Source organism: Streptomyces tatrensis, assembly GCF_049310065.1.
Classification (GTDB): domain Bacteria; phylum Actinomycetota; class Actinomycetes; order Streptomycetales; family Streptomycetaceae; genus Streptomyces.
This window is the reverse complement of record NZ_JBMDLB010000005.1, coordinates 156632-172125: the sequence shown is the minus strand read 5'-3', so window position 1 is coordinate 172125 and position 15494 is coordinate 156632. Positions and strand designations below refer to the sequence as shown.

The 15494-nt window shown below is 67.7% G+C and carries 11 protein-coding genes and 2 pseudogenes; 8 read left to right on the top strand and 5 right to left on the bottom strand.

Annotated features, from left to right (window positions below):
- Positions 1–58: 58 nt before the first annotated feature.
- On the top strand, positions 59–1423 hold the full coding sequence (locus tag ACODT5_RS02345; protein ID WP_422517471.1) for an IS701 family transposase: 1365 nt from the start codon (positions 59–61) through the stop codon (positions 1421–1423).
- Positions 1424–1459: 36 nt separating this feature from the next.
- Here ACODT5_RS02345 and ACODT5_RS02340 read toward each other — a convergent pair whose 3' ends face one another.
- Positions 1460–1780, bottom strand: coding sequence for a hypothetical protein (locus ACODT5_RS02340; protein WP_422517470.1), 321 nt, complete (start codon positions 1778–1780; stop codon positions 1460–1462).
- Between the two features lie 771 nt (positions 1781–2551).
- Between ACODT5_RS02340 and ACODT5_RS02335 the strand changes: the two genes are divergently transcribed.
- The 6 genes and pseudogenes from ACODT5_RS02335 to ACODT5_RS02310 all read left to right on the top strand — a co-directional run bounded on the left by ACODT5_RS02335 (position 2552) and on the right by ACODT5_RS02310 (position 9072).
- Positions 2552–3615 (top strand): IS630 family transposase gene (locus tag ACODT5_RS02335; RefSeq protein ID WP_422517359.1). Its coding sequence is split into 2 segments (ribosomal slippage): positions 2552–3013 and positions 3016–3615, totalling 1062 coding nucleotides; the frame shifts between segments, so codons are not numbered across the junction.
- A gap of 365 nt (positions 3616–3980) precedes the next feature.
- Complete coding sequence (locus ACODT5_RS02330; protein ID WP_422517426.1) at positions 3981–5474, top strand: IS701 family transposase; 1494 nt, start codon at positions 3981–3983, stop codon at positions 5472–5474.
- A gap of 143 nt (positions 5475–5617) precedes the next feature.
- Positions 5618–5866 (top strand): annotated as a pseudogene (locus tag ACODT5_RS02325) (transposase); the annotation flags it as partial.
- A gap of 55 nt (positions 5867–5921) precedes the next feature.
- Entirely contained in the window at positions 5922–6665 is a 744-nt protein-coding gene (locus ACODT5_RS02320) for an IS6 family transposase (RefSeq protein WP_422517469.1), read from the top strand.
- Between the two features lie 170 nt (positions 6666–6835).
- A complete protein-coding gene (locus ACODT5_RS02315) occupies positions 6836–8179 on the top strand; it encodes a ParB/RepB/Spo0J family partition protein (RefSeq protein WP_422517468.1) in 1344 nt (447 codons plus the stop codon).
- Positions 8176–9072 carry a ParA family protein gene (locus ACODT5_RS02310; protein ID WP_422517467.1) on the top strand — a complete coding sequence of 299 codons (897 nt, stop codon included), beginning with the start codon at positions 8176–8178 and terminating at the stop codon, positions 9070–9072. Before ACODT5_RS02315 ends, ACODT5_RS02310 begins: the two co-directional genes overlap by 4 nt.
- A gap of 336 nt (positions 9073–9408) precedes the next feature.
- Here ACODT5_RS02310 and ACODT5_RS02305 read toward each other — a convergent pair whose 3' ends face one another.
- The 3 genes from ACODT5_RS02305 to ACODT5_RS02295 form a co-directional block, all read right to left on the bottom strand.
- Entirely contained in the window at positions 9409–12072 is a 2664-nt protein-coding gene (locus ACODT5_RS02305) for a TOTE conflict system archaeo-eukaryotic primase domain-containing protein (RefSeq protein ID WP_422517466.1), read from the bottom strand.
- Between the two features lie 157 nt (positions 12073–12229).
- Positions 12230–12511, bottom strand: a complete 282-nt coding sequence (locus ACODT5_RS46975; protein WP_479685658.1) for a DUF6087 family protein — start codon at positions 12509–12511, stop codon at positions 12230–12232.
- A gap of 81 nt (positions 12512–12592) precedes the next feature.
- Positions 12593–13003: a peptide deformylase gene (locus ACODT5_RS02295; protein ID WP_422517464.1), complete on the bottom strand. Its 411-nt coding sequence runs from the start codon at positions 13001–13003 to the stop codon at positions 12593–12595.
- Between the two features lie 237 nt (positions 13004–13240).
- On the opposite strand from ACODT5_RS02295, the gene ACODT5_RS02290 reads away from it, so the two are divergent.
- Positions 13241–14482, top strand: coding sequence for a glycosyltransferase (locus ACODT5_RS02290; protein WP_422517463.1), 1242 nt, complete (start codon positions 13241–13243; stop codon positions 14480–14482).
- Between the two features lie 230 nt (positions 14483–14712).
- On the opposite strand, the pseudogene ACODT5_RS02285 reads toward ACODT5_RS02290, so the two are convergent.
- A pseudogene (locus tag ACODT5_RS02285) lies at positions 14713–15465 on the bottom strand (ISAzo13-like element transposase-related protein); the annotation flags it as partial.
- Between the last annotated feature and the right edge of the window lie 29 nt (positions 15466–15494).

The window sequence follows — 15494 nt, the reverse complement described above, 5'->3', positions numbered from 1 at the left end:
CAGCGTGGTGGGTGGGTGCCTGTGGGCATGGGTACGGCCACCGGCATTGTGATCGTTTGTGACGACGAATCAGAACGCGGTGGCCGCAGCGGCCACGGTAGTGCATGAGGTGTGGGCCGGTTCCTTTGAGGTCCTCATGGGCCGGCTGGCCGGGTGTTTCCCTCGCCGGGAGACCCGGATGACCTGCCGGAATGTGATCGAGGGGCTGCTGGTGGTGAAGGAGTCGGCGAACTGCTGGTCGCTGGCCGAGGCGATCGGGCACGGTGGCCCGCACGTCCTGCAGCACTTCTTGTCCCGGGCCCGGTTCGACGACGCGGCGATACGCCGGTCTGCGGCGGCCTGGACGGTGGAGCAACTCGGCCCGGAGGATGTGATGTTGGTGGTGGACGAGACGGGTGATGAGAAGTCCTCCACCGACGCGGCCGGCGCGGCGAGGCAGTATTCCGGGGCGCTGGGCGGGATCGGTCTGTGCCAGGTCGCGGTACACCTGTCCTATGTGAGCGCGGAAGGGCACGCGCTGATCGACCACCGCCTGTATCTCGGTGAGGCATGGGCCGCTGACGAGGAGCGCCGCGATCTGGTCGGGGTGCCCGAGGAGACAGGGTTCGCCACCAAGCCGCAGCTGGCCGGCGACATGCTCGCCGCCGCGCACGCCGCGGGCATCCATACCGCCACGGTCGCCGCGGACGAGGTCTACGGCGGCCGGGAGTTGCGTACCCGGATCCGCTCTCTGGGCTACGGCTACGCGATGGCCGTGCCCACCAGCCACTGCGTCACCACGCCCGGCGGCGGAAAGGAGCAGGTCACCGCACTGCTGAAGCGGATACCGAAGCGGGCCTGGATGCGGATGAAGACCGGAAACGGCACCAAGGGCGAACGGCTCTACGACTGGGCGGTGATCGACGTGGCCGCCGACGACACACCACCCGGCCAGGAAGCCGGACACAGCCACGTCCTGATCCGGCGCCACCGCCGCAGCGGTACCCTCTCCTTCTACCGCACCTGGCACACCGCCCAGCAGCCGATATCCATGCTGGTCAGCGCGGTCTGCCGCCGCTGGCGCGTCGAAGAGGACTTCCAAGGAGCCAAGGGCCTGGCCCACCTCGACACCGGCCAGACCACCTCCTGGACCTCCTGGCACCGCTGGACCCTCATGTCGATGATCGCCTACGCGCTCCTCGCCATCGGCGCCCTCCATGAACGCCGGCGCACCGCGGGCAAGCCCGACGACGAAGACGACATGGTGCCCGTCAGCCCACGTGAACTCCTCACCCTGCTCCGGAGCTTCACCCTGCCCCGGCCCCGCCAGGACACCGACCCCGCACACGCACTCCAGTGGTCTCACCGGCGCCGCCAACACCAGCACCGCGCCGCCAACTACCACCGCCACTGGAACAACGTCACCGCAGCAGCCGTCACATGACAGGAACCTCACACGTCACGAACTACAGCTGCCGTGTCAGCCCCGTCGAAAATCTCGCCACCGCTCGCCAGACCCCAGGGAAGTGCTGCCGCACTCCACCTGTAGTGCGGCAGCATGGGAATGCTCCTGAAGCACCTCACACCTGAGGATGCAGATGATGACGGAGCGGAAGGCCTGTGCGAAGCACTCATCGGTACCTGTGGGGACATCTGCAGTCCTACACATGTCCTGCATCTGCGTGGCGAGGGCGATCAGCCAGCCCAACGCGCCACCCAGGTCCTTGTGCGCCGCTTCCAACGACCATGCGTGGCGATTCTCGTCCAGCGGCATTGCCTCATCGTGGTGGCTGTAGGTCACTACGCGGCCCTCTTTCCGTTTCCTCCGGCGGGTGTCGACAACACCAGACCGGCCATACACGGATGTCCCATGTGTCATCCGCGCGATCGAACTAAACACCAGTTCTGCCCCCGCGAACCCGAATTCGAGCCGAAACGATCGCTCTCTACACCTGACTGGCGGACCAGCAGGCGGGTCCGCAGAAGAATCGACTCAAGGATATCGTGTCGCTCGAACCTTGCGAGAGCACGTGATCCGTCCACTCCCGACGAAATCCGGGGCGCCAACAGGACCTTGTGCCGGTGCTTCGGTCCGGTCAACCACGTGTCAATCTTATGGCAGACGGGTGATTCCCAAGGCTCCCCGCAACGGACCTCGGCGCGTCGACTCCAGCAGTCACCGGGGAACGCACTATCCCCGTCCTCTATGAGGACGCAATTCTTTGACTATCAGTTGCTCTACTTGTCCCACCTCGGCATTCACCTCAGTGAGCGGTACGAGAGTGTCCCACCTGTGACGACCGGCATGGGGCACACTGTGTTCCAAAGTTTGGTCGGATCACTGTCACGCAATGGCTACGAAGCCTTCCTCGAATGCGTTCAAGAAGCAGTGAGGACGCGGCGAGACCGACGACTCTCGCTGCTTCCGGACACCTTCCGATCGCATCTGCAGGAGCCCCTGACTCTACGCTTCGGACCCGATCCCGGGCCTGTGGTCGCGCTACTGAACTTGATTGGGTGATGTCGGGCCGTTCGCCTGACAGGGTCTGAGTTAGGTCGGTAGTTGTGTGGTGTGAGATACGCGCAGGGCGGCGGTTTGACCGATGCCAAGAGGGCTGCAAGAGAGCTGATCCGGCTGGAGGCGGTCGGTCGCTTCGAGAGCGGCGCGAAGAACGGGGAGATCGCTGCCGCGCTGCGGGTGAGCGAGCGGTCGGTGGAGCGCTGGCGCCGTCAGTGGCGCGAGCGGGGCGAAGAGGGTGTCCGGTCGAAGGGATCGCCAGGACGCCCGAGGCTTTCGGAAGAGCAAATCGTGAAACTGGAGCGGGAGTTGGAGCGCGGTCCGCTCGCCCATGGCTGGGTTGACCAGCGGTGGACACTGGCCCGGGTGAAGACTCTGATCGGACGGTTGTTCCACGTCAGCTACACGGTGGAGGGGACATGGCGGCTGCTGAAGCGTCATGGCTGGTCGTGGCAGCAGCCGGCTCGCCGGGCGATCGAACGTGACGACGAGGCAGTGGAGTTGTGGAAGAAGGAGGTGTGGCCGCAGGTAAAAGCACGGCGGCGGCCCGCGATGCCTGGATCGTCTTCGAGGACGAGGCCAGCCAGTCGCTGAGGCCGCCACGCGCGAGGTCCTGGGGCCGCATCGGCCAGACGCCGGTAGTCCGCGTCCGGGGCAGGGGTTCCGGACGGGTTTCGATGGCGGGAATGGTCTGCTTCCGCCCCGGAGACCGCTCCCGGCTGATCTACAGCTTCCGCGTCCACCGGGGCCGCAAGGGCGAACCCAAGGGCTTCACCTGGCAGGACTACCGCGACCTCATCGTGCGGGCGCACAACCAGCTCAAAGGCCCCATCGTCCTGGTCTGGGACAACCTGCGCACCCATCTCATGCCGCAGATGAAGGATTTCATCGCCGCGAACGAGCACTGGCTGACCGTCTTCCACTTCCCGTCCTACGCCCCTGACCTCAATCCTCAGGAAGGCATCTGGTCCCTGGTGAAACGGACCATCGGCAACCTCGCCGCCGCCAACCTCGACCAGCTCGCCGCCGCCGTGAAGCGCAGCCTCAAGAAGACCCAGTACCGACCGCACCTCATCGACGGCTGCCTCATAGGCACCGGCCTGACCCTGACCAGCTGACACGATCAAACCGACATCACACATTCAAGTTCAGTAGCAGCCAATCTGGTGTCGGCGCTCCATGAGAGCATGCCGGCAGCAGAATTCGAGGTTCTGCTGGAGTGCCTCCTAGCGGCCCGTACGACAGCGACAGCGATGGATTCTCAAGACGCGCGAAACACCTTTAGGTGCCGTCTTCCCTGACCGATTCTGGATTTCTTGATGGGTGCGTATCCGATGAGGGTGCTGGGTTGATCAGCAGGCAGGGCTGATTCATAGTCACGGCAGCTGTAGTTCGTGAGGTGTAGGGCGTCGTCGCTGGTACTACAGCGGCAGATCATGTGACTGCTGATCGGTTGTGTCGTTGAGCGGTCATGCTGGCTGTTGTGACAGAAGAACAACTCGGTGAGTGGGCCGAGGAGTTAGCGGTCTTCCTGGGTGGTCTCGGGCACTTGTTCGCGCGGCCGGAGCCGCGGGAGGTGTTCGCGGATCTGGTCGAGGGGCTGCTGTCGGACCTGCGCAGGAAGAACGCCTGGACGATGTCCGCACGCGCGGGCCACGTCACGCCGTCGCGGATCCAGAAGTTCCTCAACGCGGCCTCGTGGTCGGCGGACGCCCTGCTCGGCGAGCTGCGTGCCTACGTCGCCGAACACCTGGGCGACCCGGCCGCGACGCTCGTCCTGGACGACACGCAGGTGCAGAAGAAGGGGACCAGGTCGGTGGGGGTCGCCAGGCAGCACTGCGGGGTGACCGGCGACGTACGGAACTGCCAGGTCATGGTGATGCTGACCTACGCCGCCCCCGGCGGGCACACCTACATCGACCGCCGCCTGTACCTGCCCGCGGCCTGGACCGACGACCGGGCCCGCTGCCGTGAGGCCGGGGTACCCGACGCGGTCGCGTTCGCCACGAAGCCGCAGCTGGCGGTTCGCATGCTCGAACAGGCCCTGGCCGAGGGGGTGCTGTTCTCCTGGGTCGTGGCCGACTCCGGTTACGGCCGCGATGGCGGCCTGCGCGACTTCCTGCATCGCGAACGCCTGTCCTACGTGCTGGCGGTCCCGGTCACTCTGCCGCTGGCCGGCCCGCCCGGCAGCCCCGCCCCGGGCACCGCGAGGATCAAGCGCGCGGACCACCTGCTGCCCTACGCGAAGCGCCGTGACCAGTGGGAACGCCGCTCCTGCGGGGAGGGTTCCAAGGGTCTGCGCTACTACGACTGGACCTTGTTCGCGGTGACGGTCACCGGCCAGGAACCGGCCGACGGATTCGAACACCAGCTGCTGATCCGACGCTCCACCCACCAGAAGCAACTCGCCGGCGGACGGTTCGACTACGAGTACGCCTACTTCCTCGTCCACGCCCCCATGGGCACCCCGGCCGGTGCGGCGATCGGGCAGGCAGGCGTGAGATGGCAGATCGAGGAGGACAATGAGCAGGGAAAACAGCTCACCGGTCTGGACCAGTACCAGGTCCGCAAGTGGACCCCATGGCACCGCAGCATCACCTGCACGATGCTCGCCCACGCCTTCCTCACCGTCCAGAGTGCCCGGCACCCGAGCGATGCCCTCGAACTCCCAAGCGGCACAACGGACCTGGCCGCAGCCGCCCCCGCGCTCCCCGAGGTACCTGCGGTCCCGACCTCCCGCGCGCGCGAACCCGGCCCGATGATCCGGCTGACCCTCTCGGCCATCGCCGGACTCCTCGCCCTCACCGGCCTGGCCGTCCGCCACGACGACGCCGAGCTCCTGCGCCAGCACCACTGGCGAGTCGAGCACCAGACCGCAGCCGCCATCAGCCACTACCAGCGACGTGGCGACCCCCTGCCCGCACACCTTCGCCCAATCGAACCAACCCGATCACATCAGCAAGATCCGCCGCTGTAGTACTGGTCAGCGTGGTGGGTGGGTGCCTGTGGGCATGGGTACGGCCACCGGCATTGTGATCGTTTGTGACGACGAATCAGAACGCGGTGGCCGCAGCGGCCACGGTAGTGCATGAGGTGTGGGCCGGTTCCTTTGAGGTCCTCATGGGCCGGCTGGCCGGGTGTTTCCCTCGCCGGGAGACCCGGATGACCTGCCGGAATGTGGTCGAGGGGCTGCTGGTGGTGAAGGAGTCGGCGAACTGCTGGTCGCTGGCCGAGGCGATCGGGCACGGTGGCCCGCACGTCCTGCAGCACTTCTTGTCCCGGGCCCGGTTCGACGACGCGGCGATACGCCGGTCTGCGGCGGCCTGGACGGTGGAGCAACTCGGCCCGGAGGATGTGATGTTGGTGGTGGACGAGACGGGTGATGAGGGCGTTGTCAGGTTGAGCGGGGGACCCTCCCTCCGGCATGATCATCAGGTTGATCGCCGCTGGGGAGGGGTCGTTCGTGGAGACACCGTCGTACCGGGGCTACCGCTATCCCGCGGACATCATCGGTCACTGCGTGTGGCTGTACCACCGGTTCACCCTGAGCCTGCGCGACATCGAGGAGCTGATGCTCGAGCGCGGGATCGAGGTCACCCACGAGACGATCCGGCAGTGGTCGATCACCTTCGGCCCCGAGTACGCCCGGGGGCTGCGGCACCGCCGCCCGGCCCCGGACGACAAGTGGCACCTGGACGAGGTCTTCATCAGGATCCGCGGCGAGCGCAAGTACCTGTGGCGGGCCGTCGACGCCGACGGCAACGTCCTGGACATCCTGGTCCAGTCCCGCCGGGATGCGGCTGCGGCCAGGCGGTTCTTCAAGAAGCTGCGCAAGAAGACCGCCTCGGTACCCCGGGTGGTGGTCACCGACAAGCTCCGCTCCTACGGGGCGGCCCTGCGCGAGACGATGCCCTCGGTCGAGCACCGCTCGCACAAGGGCTTGAACAACCGGGCCGAGAACTCCCACCAACCCACCCGCGAGCGAGAACGGTCAATGAAGTACTTCCGTTCCGCCGGAGCCGCGCAACGCTTCCTGGGGGCATTCAGCTTCATCTCGCCCCACTTCCGGCCCCGCCGCCACCTGATGACAGCCCGTTACTACCGACAGGAGATGGCTCACCGCTTCACCGTCTGGAACACGGTCACCGGCGTGCCCACCATCGGCTGACTTCGGACGGGTATCGCCGGCTGACACGTCCTGATCCGGAACTGACCGTTCAACACCCCACCAAGTTGACGACGCCCTGGCAGCGCATACGCGGGCTGTGCGAGGAGGCCAGCGTTTCCATTGGAAACGGCTAGTCTCGGGCCGTACTTTCAAGTCGTCCTGGAGAATCTATGGCTGCCACCCTTCCAAGGCCCAAGCGCACAAGCACCAAGCAGACCCCTGCGGCTCCGCCCAGGGAAGAGGCGTTCTACCGGGGCGGCAAGGACCGCAGCGGCGACACCGTTGAACTCCACCCCACGAACCTCTGCCCCAACCCCTTCAATCGGAGGGTCATGTCGGGCGTCGAAGAACTCGCCGCCACGATCGAGGGAGTCGGCCTCCTTCAAAGCATCGCCCATATCCCTGCGGACATCTGGCTCACGCACTACCCGGAGACAGCGGAGAAGATCACCGCCGCGAACGTAATCCTCTTCGGCGAGCACCGCTGGCGCGCCGTCCAGTCCCTGGGCTGGGAAAGGATCCCCAGCGTCCTGATGGACGACAAGGTCGCTGACGCCCGGCTCATCACCCTCATCGAGAACCTCCGCCGCGCACAGCTCAGCCCGCTGGAAGAAGCAGAGCACTACGCGGCTCTGAAGAGAAGCGGGCTGTCGTACGGGCAGATCGCGCAAAAGGTCGGAGAGACCGCCAAGGGCGCCATCTCCAAAGGCACCGTCTGGAAACGCGTCCAGCTCCTCACCATGGAGCCAGAAGTCCAGGACGCTCTCCGGGACGGCACGCTGGCCGTCAGTAACGCGGAGAAGCTCCAGAAGATGAGCGCCGAAGACCAGCGGGAAGCCGTGGCCCTCGTCCAAGCCGGCATGCGTCCGCTGGAGGCCCAGGCACAGATCCTCGCGCGGCAGCGCCAGACCGATGACACGCCCGACTCTGATAAGAGTGGGAGCGATGATGCCGTTTCCAATGGAAACGGCCCGGCCCCGGTGGATACTGCCGTTTCCATTGGAAACGGCACCCCCAAGTCCCGGACGGCACCGAAGAGGGAACAGCCCAAACCGACCGCGGACCAGTACGAACGAGACCGGAGCACCGCAGCCGCTGCCCGGGACGCCGCCTGCCAGCTCCTCGTCGAAACCGTCGACACCAGCGACGCCGCCGACAGCGAGCTCCTCCTCAAAACCATGACCGGCGCACTGCTCGCTCCGCAGCAGCAGTCCGCAGCGCAGCAGCGCGCCCTGGTCTGGCTGCGCCGAGCCGAACGCCACAATATCGACGACCAGAACGCCGGCTCGTACTTCAACGCCATCCAGGAGTCTGGCGACGGCGAACTCCAGAAGCTCGCCGCCTTCGCGAGCGCCCTTGCTGCTGCCGAGCTCCGAACCGCCGCCCGTCGGCACTCGTGGGGCAGCCGCGAGATCGGCTACCTCCGTCTCCTCCAGGACCACGCGCAGTACGCCCCGGAGACCGCGTGGGAGAAGAAGGAACTGGGCTTGGACACCACAGGAGGGACCGAGTGACGCGCACCGTAGAGCCCCGTTTCCGCCCCAGAGGGCGCCGCCACCCCAAGATCTACGCATTCATCCTCGAGTGCGGAGGCTCCACCAAAACCACCAGCGCCACGTCCATGGCCACGGAAGCAGCGCTCCGCGGATACCGGGGCACCATCTTCGACTTCGACGCCAACCGGTCCACGACCACGATCCTCGGCTACGACGAAGAGGCGATGAAGGGACGGAAGACCGTCCTCGACCTCATCCACGGAACCGCGACCCTGGACGAGGTGGCGCTGCCGGCCCGCTACCGCATCGGCGACGGATATGACGACGACGCCTTCGCATACATCCCCGGCCTGCGCATCGTGCCCAGCGGCAAGGAGATGTCCACCGCAGACACGGCAATCGCTGAGGATGCGGACAGGCAAGACTGGTTCGCTGAGATCCTGCTCGGCTACGAGGGCGACGAGGACGACGTCTTCTGGCTCGATTTCCCGGCCAGCTACGGGAAGATGGTCTACTCCGTGATCCGCATGCTCGACGAGGACGACTCCGTCATCCCGTCGGTCCGGGCAGATCCGAAAGACGTCAAGTTGCTGGTCCCGCTGTTCGAGGAACTGGACCGCGTCCGGGAGAAGAACCGTCTCAGGCGCTCCGTGCCTGGCCGCCCGACGGTCCGCCACCTGATCCTCACCGGCACACCAACCGCCAGCTACACCGAAGCATCAGCCAGGAAGGCAACGGCACTAGCCGAGTCCCTGTACGGCGACATTCTCACGCCCTACATCCGGTACTCCGCCGACGCGAAGAAGCTGTACGACGACTGCTGTCCCCTACCCATCCTCCTGCCCAACTCGGTGCCAGCCGTCGACTACCGGAAGCTGATGACCCACATCGGATTCCCCAACCGGACCTGACGCCGTTTCCATTGGAAACGGACCCGGTATCACCGGGCGCTCGGTGGCCCGGGGCATTGCCTGCAAGGCACCCCGTACGCGAGTGAGCGCGAGTTCCCAAACGCATCGCAGGCTCCCTCCGCCGACCGGGCCTCGGAGCGGATGACCGTCACCCCGATCGACGGTGCGTACCGGCCGCTGGTTCTTGATCACGCTGCAGGGGCGGACTCCACCGGCTGACCCCGGCCGATGCGAGATCCAGCCAGATCCTGGAGGCTTACGGCTGATGCGCGGGACTTCACCCTGCCGAGCGTCGCCGGGGGAGGGGATGGGGCCACGCGCTCGTGATGAGACGGATCAGCCGACGGGGTGATCCGGCGCGTGGGCTGCGTGCCAGGCGTCCCAGATCTCGTTGCGGAGTCGGCCGCGCGGTGGCACGTCCATGCCCCGGTCCCGAGCCCACTGGCGTACCTGTGCCACCGACGGTGTGGCTGCCGAAGTGGGCATGGGTGCGGGCTGCCGGCGGGCGGGGACCGTCACATGGAGCTGGGGCTGTGGGAGGTCGTCGAGGGGGGTGACGTGGAAGCCGCGGCGTTCGAGGGTGCGGCGGCGCCTGTGGTGCATGCGTTCCAGCCAGGGGACATCGGCGTCGAGGTAGTCGTGCGCTTCGACGTGGGACTTCTTCGCCTCGGTGTTCCTCATGATCCGTCCGACTTGCTGGATCACCCTGCCCTTGAACGAGATCGGGCTGGTAAGGAACAGAGTGTCGAGCCGGGGGGCGTCAAAGCCCTCCCCCGCCAGCTTGTCAATCGCCAGCAGCACCAGTGGCCTTGTGGTCTCGTCGGCCAGGACCTTGCGGACGCGGGCGCGCTCGGCCGACGGCATACCGCCGTGCAGGAGCAGTGGTTCGACACCGTGCGCGGTCAGGGCTGTGGCGAGCTGGTGGAGGTGCTCGACGCGGTTGGACAGCGCCAGGCTGCACCGGCCGCGCCGGGCCGCGTCGGCGATATCAGCAGCGATCTGGGTGTTGCGGTCCTGGTTCGCGGCGAGTTCCGTGTAGATGGCCTGGAGGGATGCGCCGTCCTTGCCCGGCTCGGCGGTGGTGAACGAAGTGGAGTGCACCACGAGGTGCTTGGCGAAGGTGCCGGCTTCCTCGATCTCATGCCGGATGGGGCCGCACTGCATGGTGATCAGGGGGTCCATCTGATCGGCCCGGTAGGGGGTTGCGGACAGCCCGATCCACCGCGGGGCGCGCGCCTTGCGGATCGCGGCCTCGGCGCCCTGCGCGCCCACGGCGTGGCACTCGTCGACGACGACCAGCCCGTACCCGTCCAGCAGATCGTCGGCGGCGTCACGGTGGCTGAGCGTCTGCAGCATGATCAGATCGACGGTGTGGCCACGGCGGTCCTTGCCCGCGCCGAGCGAGCCGACGCGGCCTTCACCCAGGTCTAGGAACGCGGCCAGGCGGTCCTGCCACTGGGCCAGCAGCTCGGACCTGTTGACGATGATCGCGGTGGCCGTCTGGTGGTGGGCGATCAGCGCGCATGCCATGACAGTCTTACCCGAGCCCGGGGGTGCCACGAGCACACCGGCGGGGTGGTCCCTCATCGCGTCTACGGCCTGGCGCTGCACTGCGGTCAGCTCGCCGGTGAACCGGGCGGTGACGGGTGCGAGGTCGGGCAAGTCGCTGGTGACGGTGAGGGTCCCGCCGGCCGCGGCGATGAGCTGGGCCGCCTCGTCACGCAGGCCGCGCGGCAGCTTCAGCCAGTCCGGGTCGGTGGCGTCGTAGGAGCAGACTAGGCGCGGGGTGTCCCAGGTGGAGTACCGCTGGTTCTGGCGGCGGTAGAACTCCGGGTTGTGGAACGACGCCGCGTGCTTGAGTGCGGCGAGCAACGGGGACGGCAGGCCCTCGGTGGAGATCGCGAGCATCGACGACAGCCGCGCCGCGACCGTCTTGGGCGCCTTGCCCAGGGCGCTGCGGCGGGGCTTGGGCGCAGGCAGCGGCGCCGCCGTCGCTGCAGGGCCGGCCTTGACCTGGCCGAGCTTGTCGACGAGCGCCTCCACCTGATCCGGAGACAGCCGCTCGGCGCGGGAGAGATGGGCGAACTGGTCCGGGTGGGGCGTCCAGGTCTGCGGGTCGCAAAAGACCGTACTGCCCTTGAGGCGAGAGACGCCCTGCAACGGCAGCGCGATCAGGTTGCCGAACCGGGCGTTGCCCTTCGCGTTCGTCGGCATCAGGTCCTGGGCGGGGAAGAGCCGGTCATAGCTGGCCAGCGTCATCCGCCCGCGGGCGTCGATCGCGCGGCGCAGCAACGCCATCCCGAGTGCGCGGGCCGTGGCCGCGGCGACGGGGGCGGTGAAGAAGGTCCACACGTGTGCGCCGGCCCCGGACCGGGAGACCTCTACCAGGGCCGGCACGTCCGCGCCCCGGCAGACCGCGGCGTAGGCGGCCGCATCCCCGCGCCAGTCGCTGCCGTCCTTGCCGTCGAAGTCGACCGCGAGCAGGCGGCAGGTGTCGTCGGCCAGCAGCGGGTACAGACCGAGGTGCACCTCCCGGCGCCCCGGCTCGGGCCGGGAGAGGTGGTTGTAGACGGCCTGGTCGCTCAGCGGCCAGAACACTCGCTCGGCGTCGTTCTTGTTCTTGGCGAAGGGGTCGTCCTCGGCCGGGCGGCAGCCGGTCCGGCCGGACTTCGCGCTGACCCACCGGGTGGCGTAGACGTCCTCGCGGCCGGCGAACAGCGCCCTGAAGAGAGCGATCTTCGCCTCCGTGCTGGAGGAGGCGTCCGCGTACGGCAGGCTGCCGTCGCCCCGGAGCGGCGACGCCGGGACCTCGGGAGCCTCGGGAACGGGCGGCAGCTCATCTTGGCCGTCGCCGTTGGGCATACCCAGGCGCGTACGCAAGGCTGTGTTCTCGGCACGGAGCGCGGCGAGTTCGGTGTGCAGCTCTGCGTTCTCCTCGAGCGCCACGTCGAGCCGGATCCGGAGTTCCACCGGATCGTCGCAAACGGACCAGTCATCCACGCATCTCATGATCCAGACCGGACGTTGGATGCGCAGCTACTTCGGGTGTCTTTCACCAACCGGTTCGAGTGGCGCTCGACCAGACTCTCGAACACGACGGAGCTGGCCGTCCAGGAACGGGCGGGGCCGCGGACCCAAGGGCATCGCTCCCCGCGCTCTACGAGAGCGGCGGCGAACCCCCGGCAGCCCAGAGCTGAGCGGCCGCAAGGTTCGGGGCTGTTCCTTCGGGGATGCAGGCGAATCCGTCCCAGGACTCCAGAATCCTCGGCTCCTGCGGCCGCACGTGGCCGGCCGCGCCGCCCACCGGGCGGTGGTGGCGATAGACGTCCATCGGTGCGCGACGCCTCCGGTGGTACGGGGCGAGCGGATCACCAGGATCGACGCTCGGGACCGCGCGGGAGGGCTGATCCGAAGGTCCAGGGCGGCTGTGTCTGTCCATGAGCTCGACCTCCCCTACTCGTACGACCAGGCCCGGCCGGTGGCCTCGACGGTCTGCCGGTACTTATCGACGGGGATCGGGTTACCGCCGGGCCCGCATCCGGTTCAGAAGTAGCAAGCCGTCGAGGCGGTTGATCTCGTGGCTGATCAGCCGGGCCACGCCGTGCTCGTAGACCGCGGTCGAGGCGTTCCCCCCAGGCGTCACCGACTCGACCGTGATCCGCAGGGCCCTGGGGACCAGGGCGCGTACGTCGATGAACGACAGACACCCCTCGTACTTCTCGTCCATCTCTTCGGACGCGGGACGCGGGGGTGAGGCGGGGGTTGAGCAGCGCGACCGGGTCGGCGCCGGGCGGCTCCAGCCGTTGCCGATCTGCGGGGCGGCCAGGCCCAGGCCCTTGCCGGAGAAGTCGTGCGCGCGACGGATGCGCTCCATGGCGTCGAGGAGTTCACCGATGACACCTTCAGCGGTCTCCCTCTCGGCAGGCAGCACGAAGGGGCGGGCAGGCTCGGCCAGGAAGGCAGCACGGGCTACGAGGTTCGAGGACGATGATGTCGAGGACGGTAGCGGTGCGGCTGACGTCGGGCCGACCGTCGCTCTGGCGCTCGCTGTAGCGGGGGACCGGCGATTTGACCTTGCGGGACTCACCCGCTGCCGTCGGGGCGACGGCACCCCGCTACCGTGGCGCGTTTCCTGTACCGCTCCTCACAGATATGGCACTCTGTACTGGTGCGCGTACTGATCGTGATGGCGGGGAGTTGGGGCGACGTCGCGCCCTACATTGGGCTGGGCTCGCGACTGCGCTCGGCCGGCCACGAGGTGGTGCTTGCCACCCATGAGCGGTTCGAGGAGGCCGTGACCGCCCACGATCTAGGGTTCCGGCCGCTGCCGGTCGACCCGCGGGAGGAGCTGGGTTCAGCGGTTGGTCAGGGGCTCGCCAGAGCGGTCAGCGCACCGGTCGCGGTGGCACGGCTGATGCGCATGGCAGCGGCGTTCATGCCGCAGCTGACCGCGGGTGTCGCCGACGCCGTACGACGTGGTGCCGACGTACTGCTGAGCTCCACGCTCACCGACCCCATGTGCTCGGCGCTCGGCGAAGCGCTGCGGCTGCCGAGCATCGGTGTCTACCTCCAGCCGATCCAGCCCACTTCGGCCTTTCCGCCACTGGTCACAGGATTCCGGTCGTTCGGACCGTACGGCAACCGGCTGGCCGCGCACGGCCTGCTGGCCGGCACCGACCGGATCTTCACTCCCGCCGTCGGTGAGCTGCGGCGCGAACTGGGTCTGCCGCCGCAAAGGTTCGGCGGGCCGCGGGGCCTGCCGCGCGGGCGGACGGTCTTGCACGGCTTCAGCCCGCGGATCGTTCCACGTCCCACGGACTGGCCTGAAGGCCACCAAGTCTGCGGCTACTGGTGGCCCGGGACGCCGCCCGGCTGGCAGCCCGACCCCCGGCTTCTGAACTTCCTCGACGCCGGACCTCCACCGGTGTTCGCCGGCTTCGGCAGCTTCGTCGCCGCCGACGCCGAGCGGCTGAGCGCTCTGCTCGCCCACGCCCTGCGCCGGGCGAAGGTACGAGGGATCATCCAAGCCGGCTGGAGCGGCCTGCACGCCGAGCACGACGACCTACTCACCGTCCAGGAAGTCCCGCACGCCTGGCTGTTCCCGAAAACCGCCGCCGTCATCCACCACGCCGGAGCCGGTACCACCGCGGCCGGACTCCGCGCCGGGGTTCCGGCCGTCCCAGTCCCAGTCCAGCTGGACCAGCACTTCTGGGCTGGCCGCCTGACCCGCCTTGGCGTCGCCCCAGCCCCACTGCGCTACCAGCGCCTGACCGTAGAGCGCCTGACCGCCGCGATCCTCACCGCCACCGGCGACCCCGCCCTGCGCATACGCTCCCGCCGCCTCTCCGCGGCCCTGGCCCGTGAGGACGGAGCCCAACAGGTACTGGCCACACTGGAGCGCCTCACGTAGTACTCCAGTCGGACTTCGGTGTTGGTACTGGTCGACGGCTTGAGGGTGGGGAGCATAGCGGTGCGGGCGCGGGGACATCCCGACTTTGGTAGGGACGGCGGATTTCGGCTGATGGGAGGTCCACAAGGTCGGGCGGGTCCTTCGGCAGCGGCGCATGCCGTGGCCGTGGGCGAATTCGCTGATGGCGCCTTCTACTTCCGAGCTAAATTCGGCTCCTGAGGAGCCGTAATTTATCTACTGCCGGATTCGATCTCTCTGTCGTACTGCTCGGTCACGCGGTTCAAAGCCTCGAGCGTGCGGGGTGGGTGGGTCCTGTGGAAGACGAGGATTCTGGCGAGTTCAGGGCCGGCGAAGGCCAGGAGAGGCTTGGCCCTCCCGGCGTGGTAGCTCAGCACGTTGCGTGTCCGGCCCATGAGCTCGGCCGCGAGCGTCAGCGTGATGGTGTTGCGGCTGCGGAGCACGGCGGCCAGGACGCGGTGTCGGTGATCGAGGATGCCGAAGCCGGGGTTGCGACCGCGGTGGTCCCTGCCTTCACTCTGTCGTTCGGCTTCGGCCAGGACCTGTCGGCACGGTTCGAGCTGGAGCACGAGTTGCTCGAACTCTTCTCGGGTCATGCCGGTGAGTGCGGGGTGGGTGAGGAGGAAGGTGGCCTCGGGCGGGACTGGAGGCCCTGGCTCGTCGTGTGTGTCTTCCGGAAGCTGCTGGTCGGGGTCCCGTGGCGCGATGGTGTAGTTCCACTCGCCGTGGAACGCATCGCGCTCGACCCGCCGATCGACGCTCTTGCGCTCGGCCCGGGTGAGCACGCGGCCGGTGGGATACATGTTCTCGTCCAGCATGGCCTGGACCGTCAGTCCGGTGCTGGTGCGGGTGGCGGAGATGGTCTGCAGCAGTACTTCGTAGCTGGTCAGCGGCTGTCCGCGCAGGCTGTGGGTGATTCGGGAGAACAGCCGGTGTTCCACTTTGTTCCATTTTGAAGTACCTGGTCAATGCCGTTGCTTGAACTCGTCAAGCA

Excerpts from the sequence above, each read along its gene's own strand:
- ACODT5_RS02320 (WP_422517469.1), top strand. The coding sequence starts at position 5,922 with ATGATCATCAGGTTGATCGCCGCTGGGGAGGGGTCGTTCGTGGAGACA.
- ACODT5_RS02315 (WP_422517468.1), top strand. The coding sequence starts at position 6,836 with ATGGCTGCCACCCTTCCAAGGCCCAAGCGCACAAGCACCAAGCAGACC.
- ACODT5_RS46975 (WP_479685658.1), bottom strand. The coding sequence starts at position 12,511 with ATGGACAGACACAGCCGCCCTGGACCTTCGGATCAGCCCTCCCGCGCG.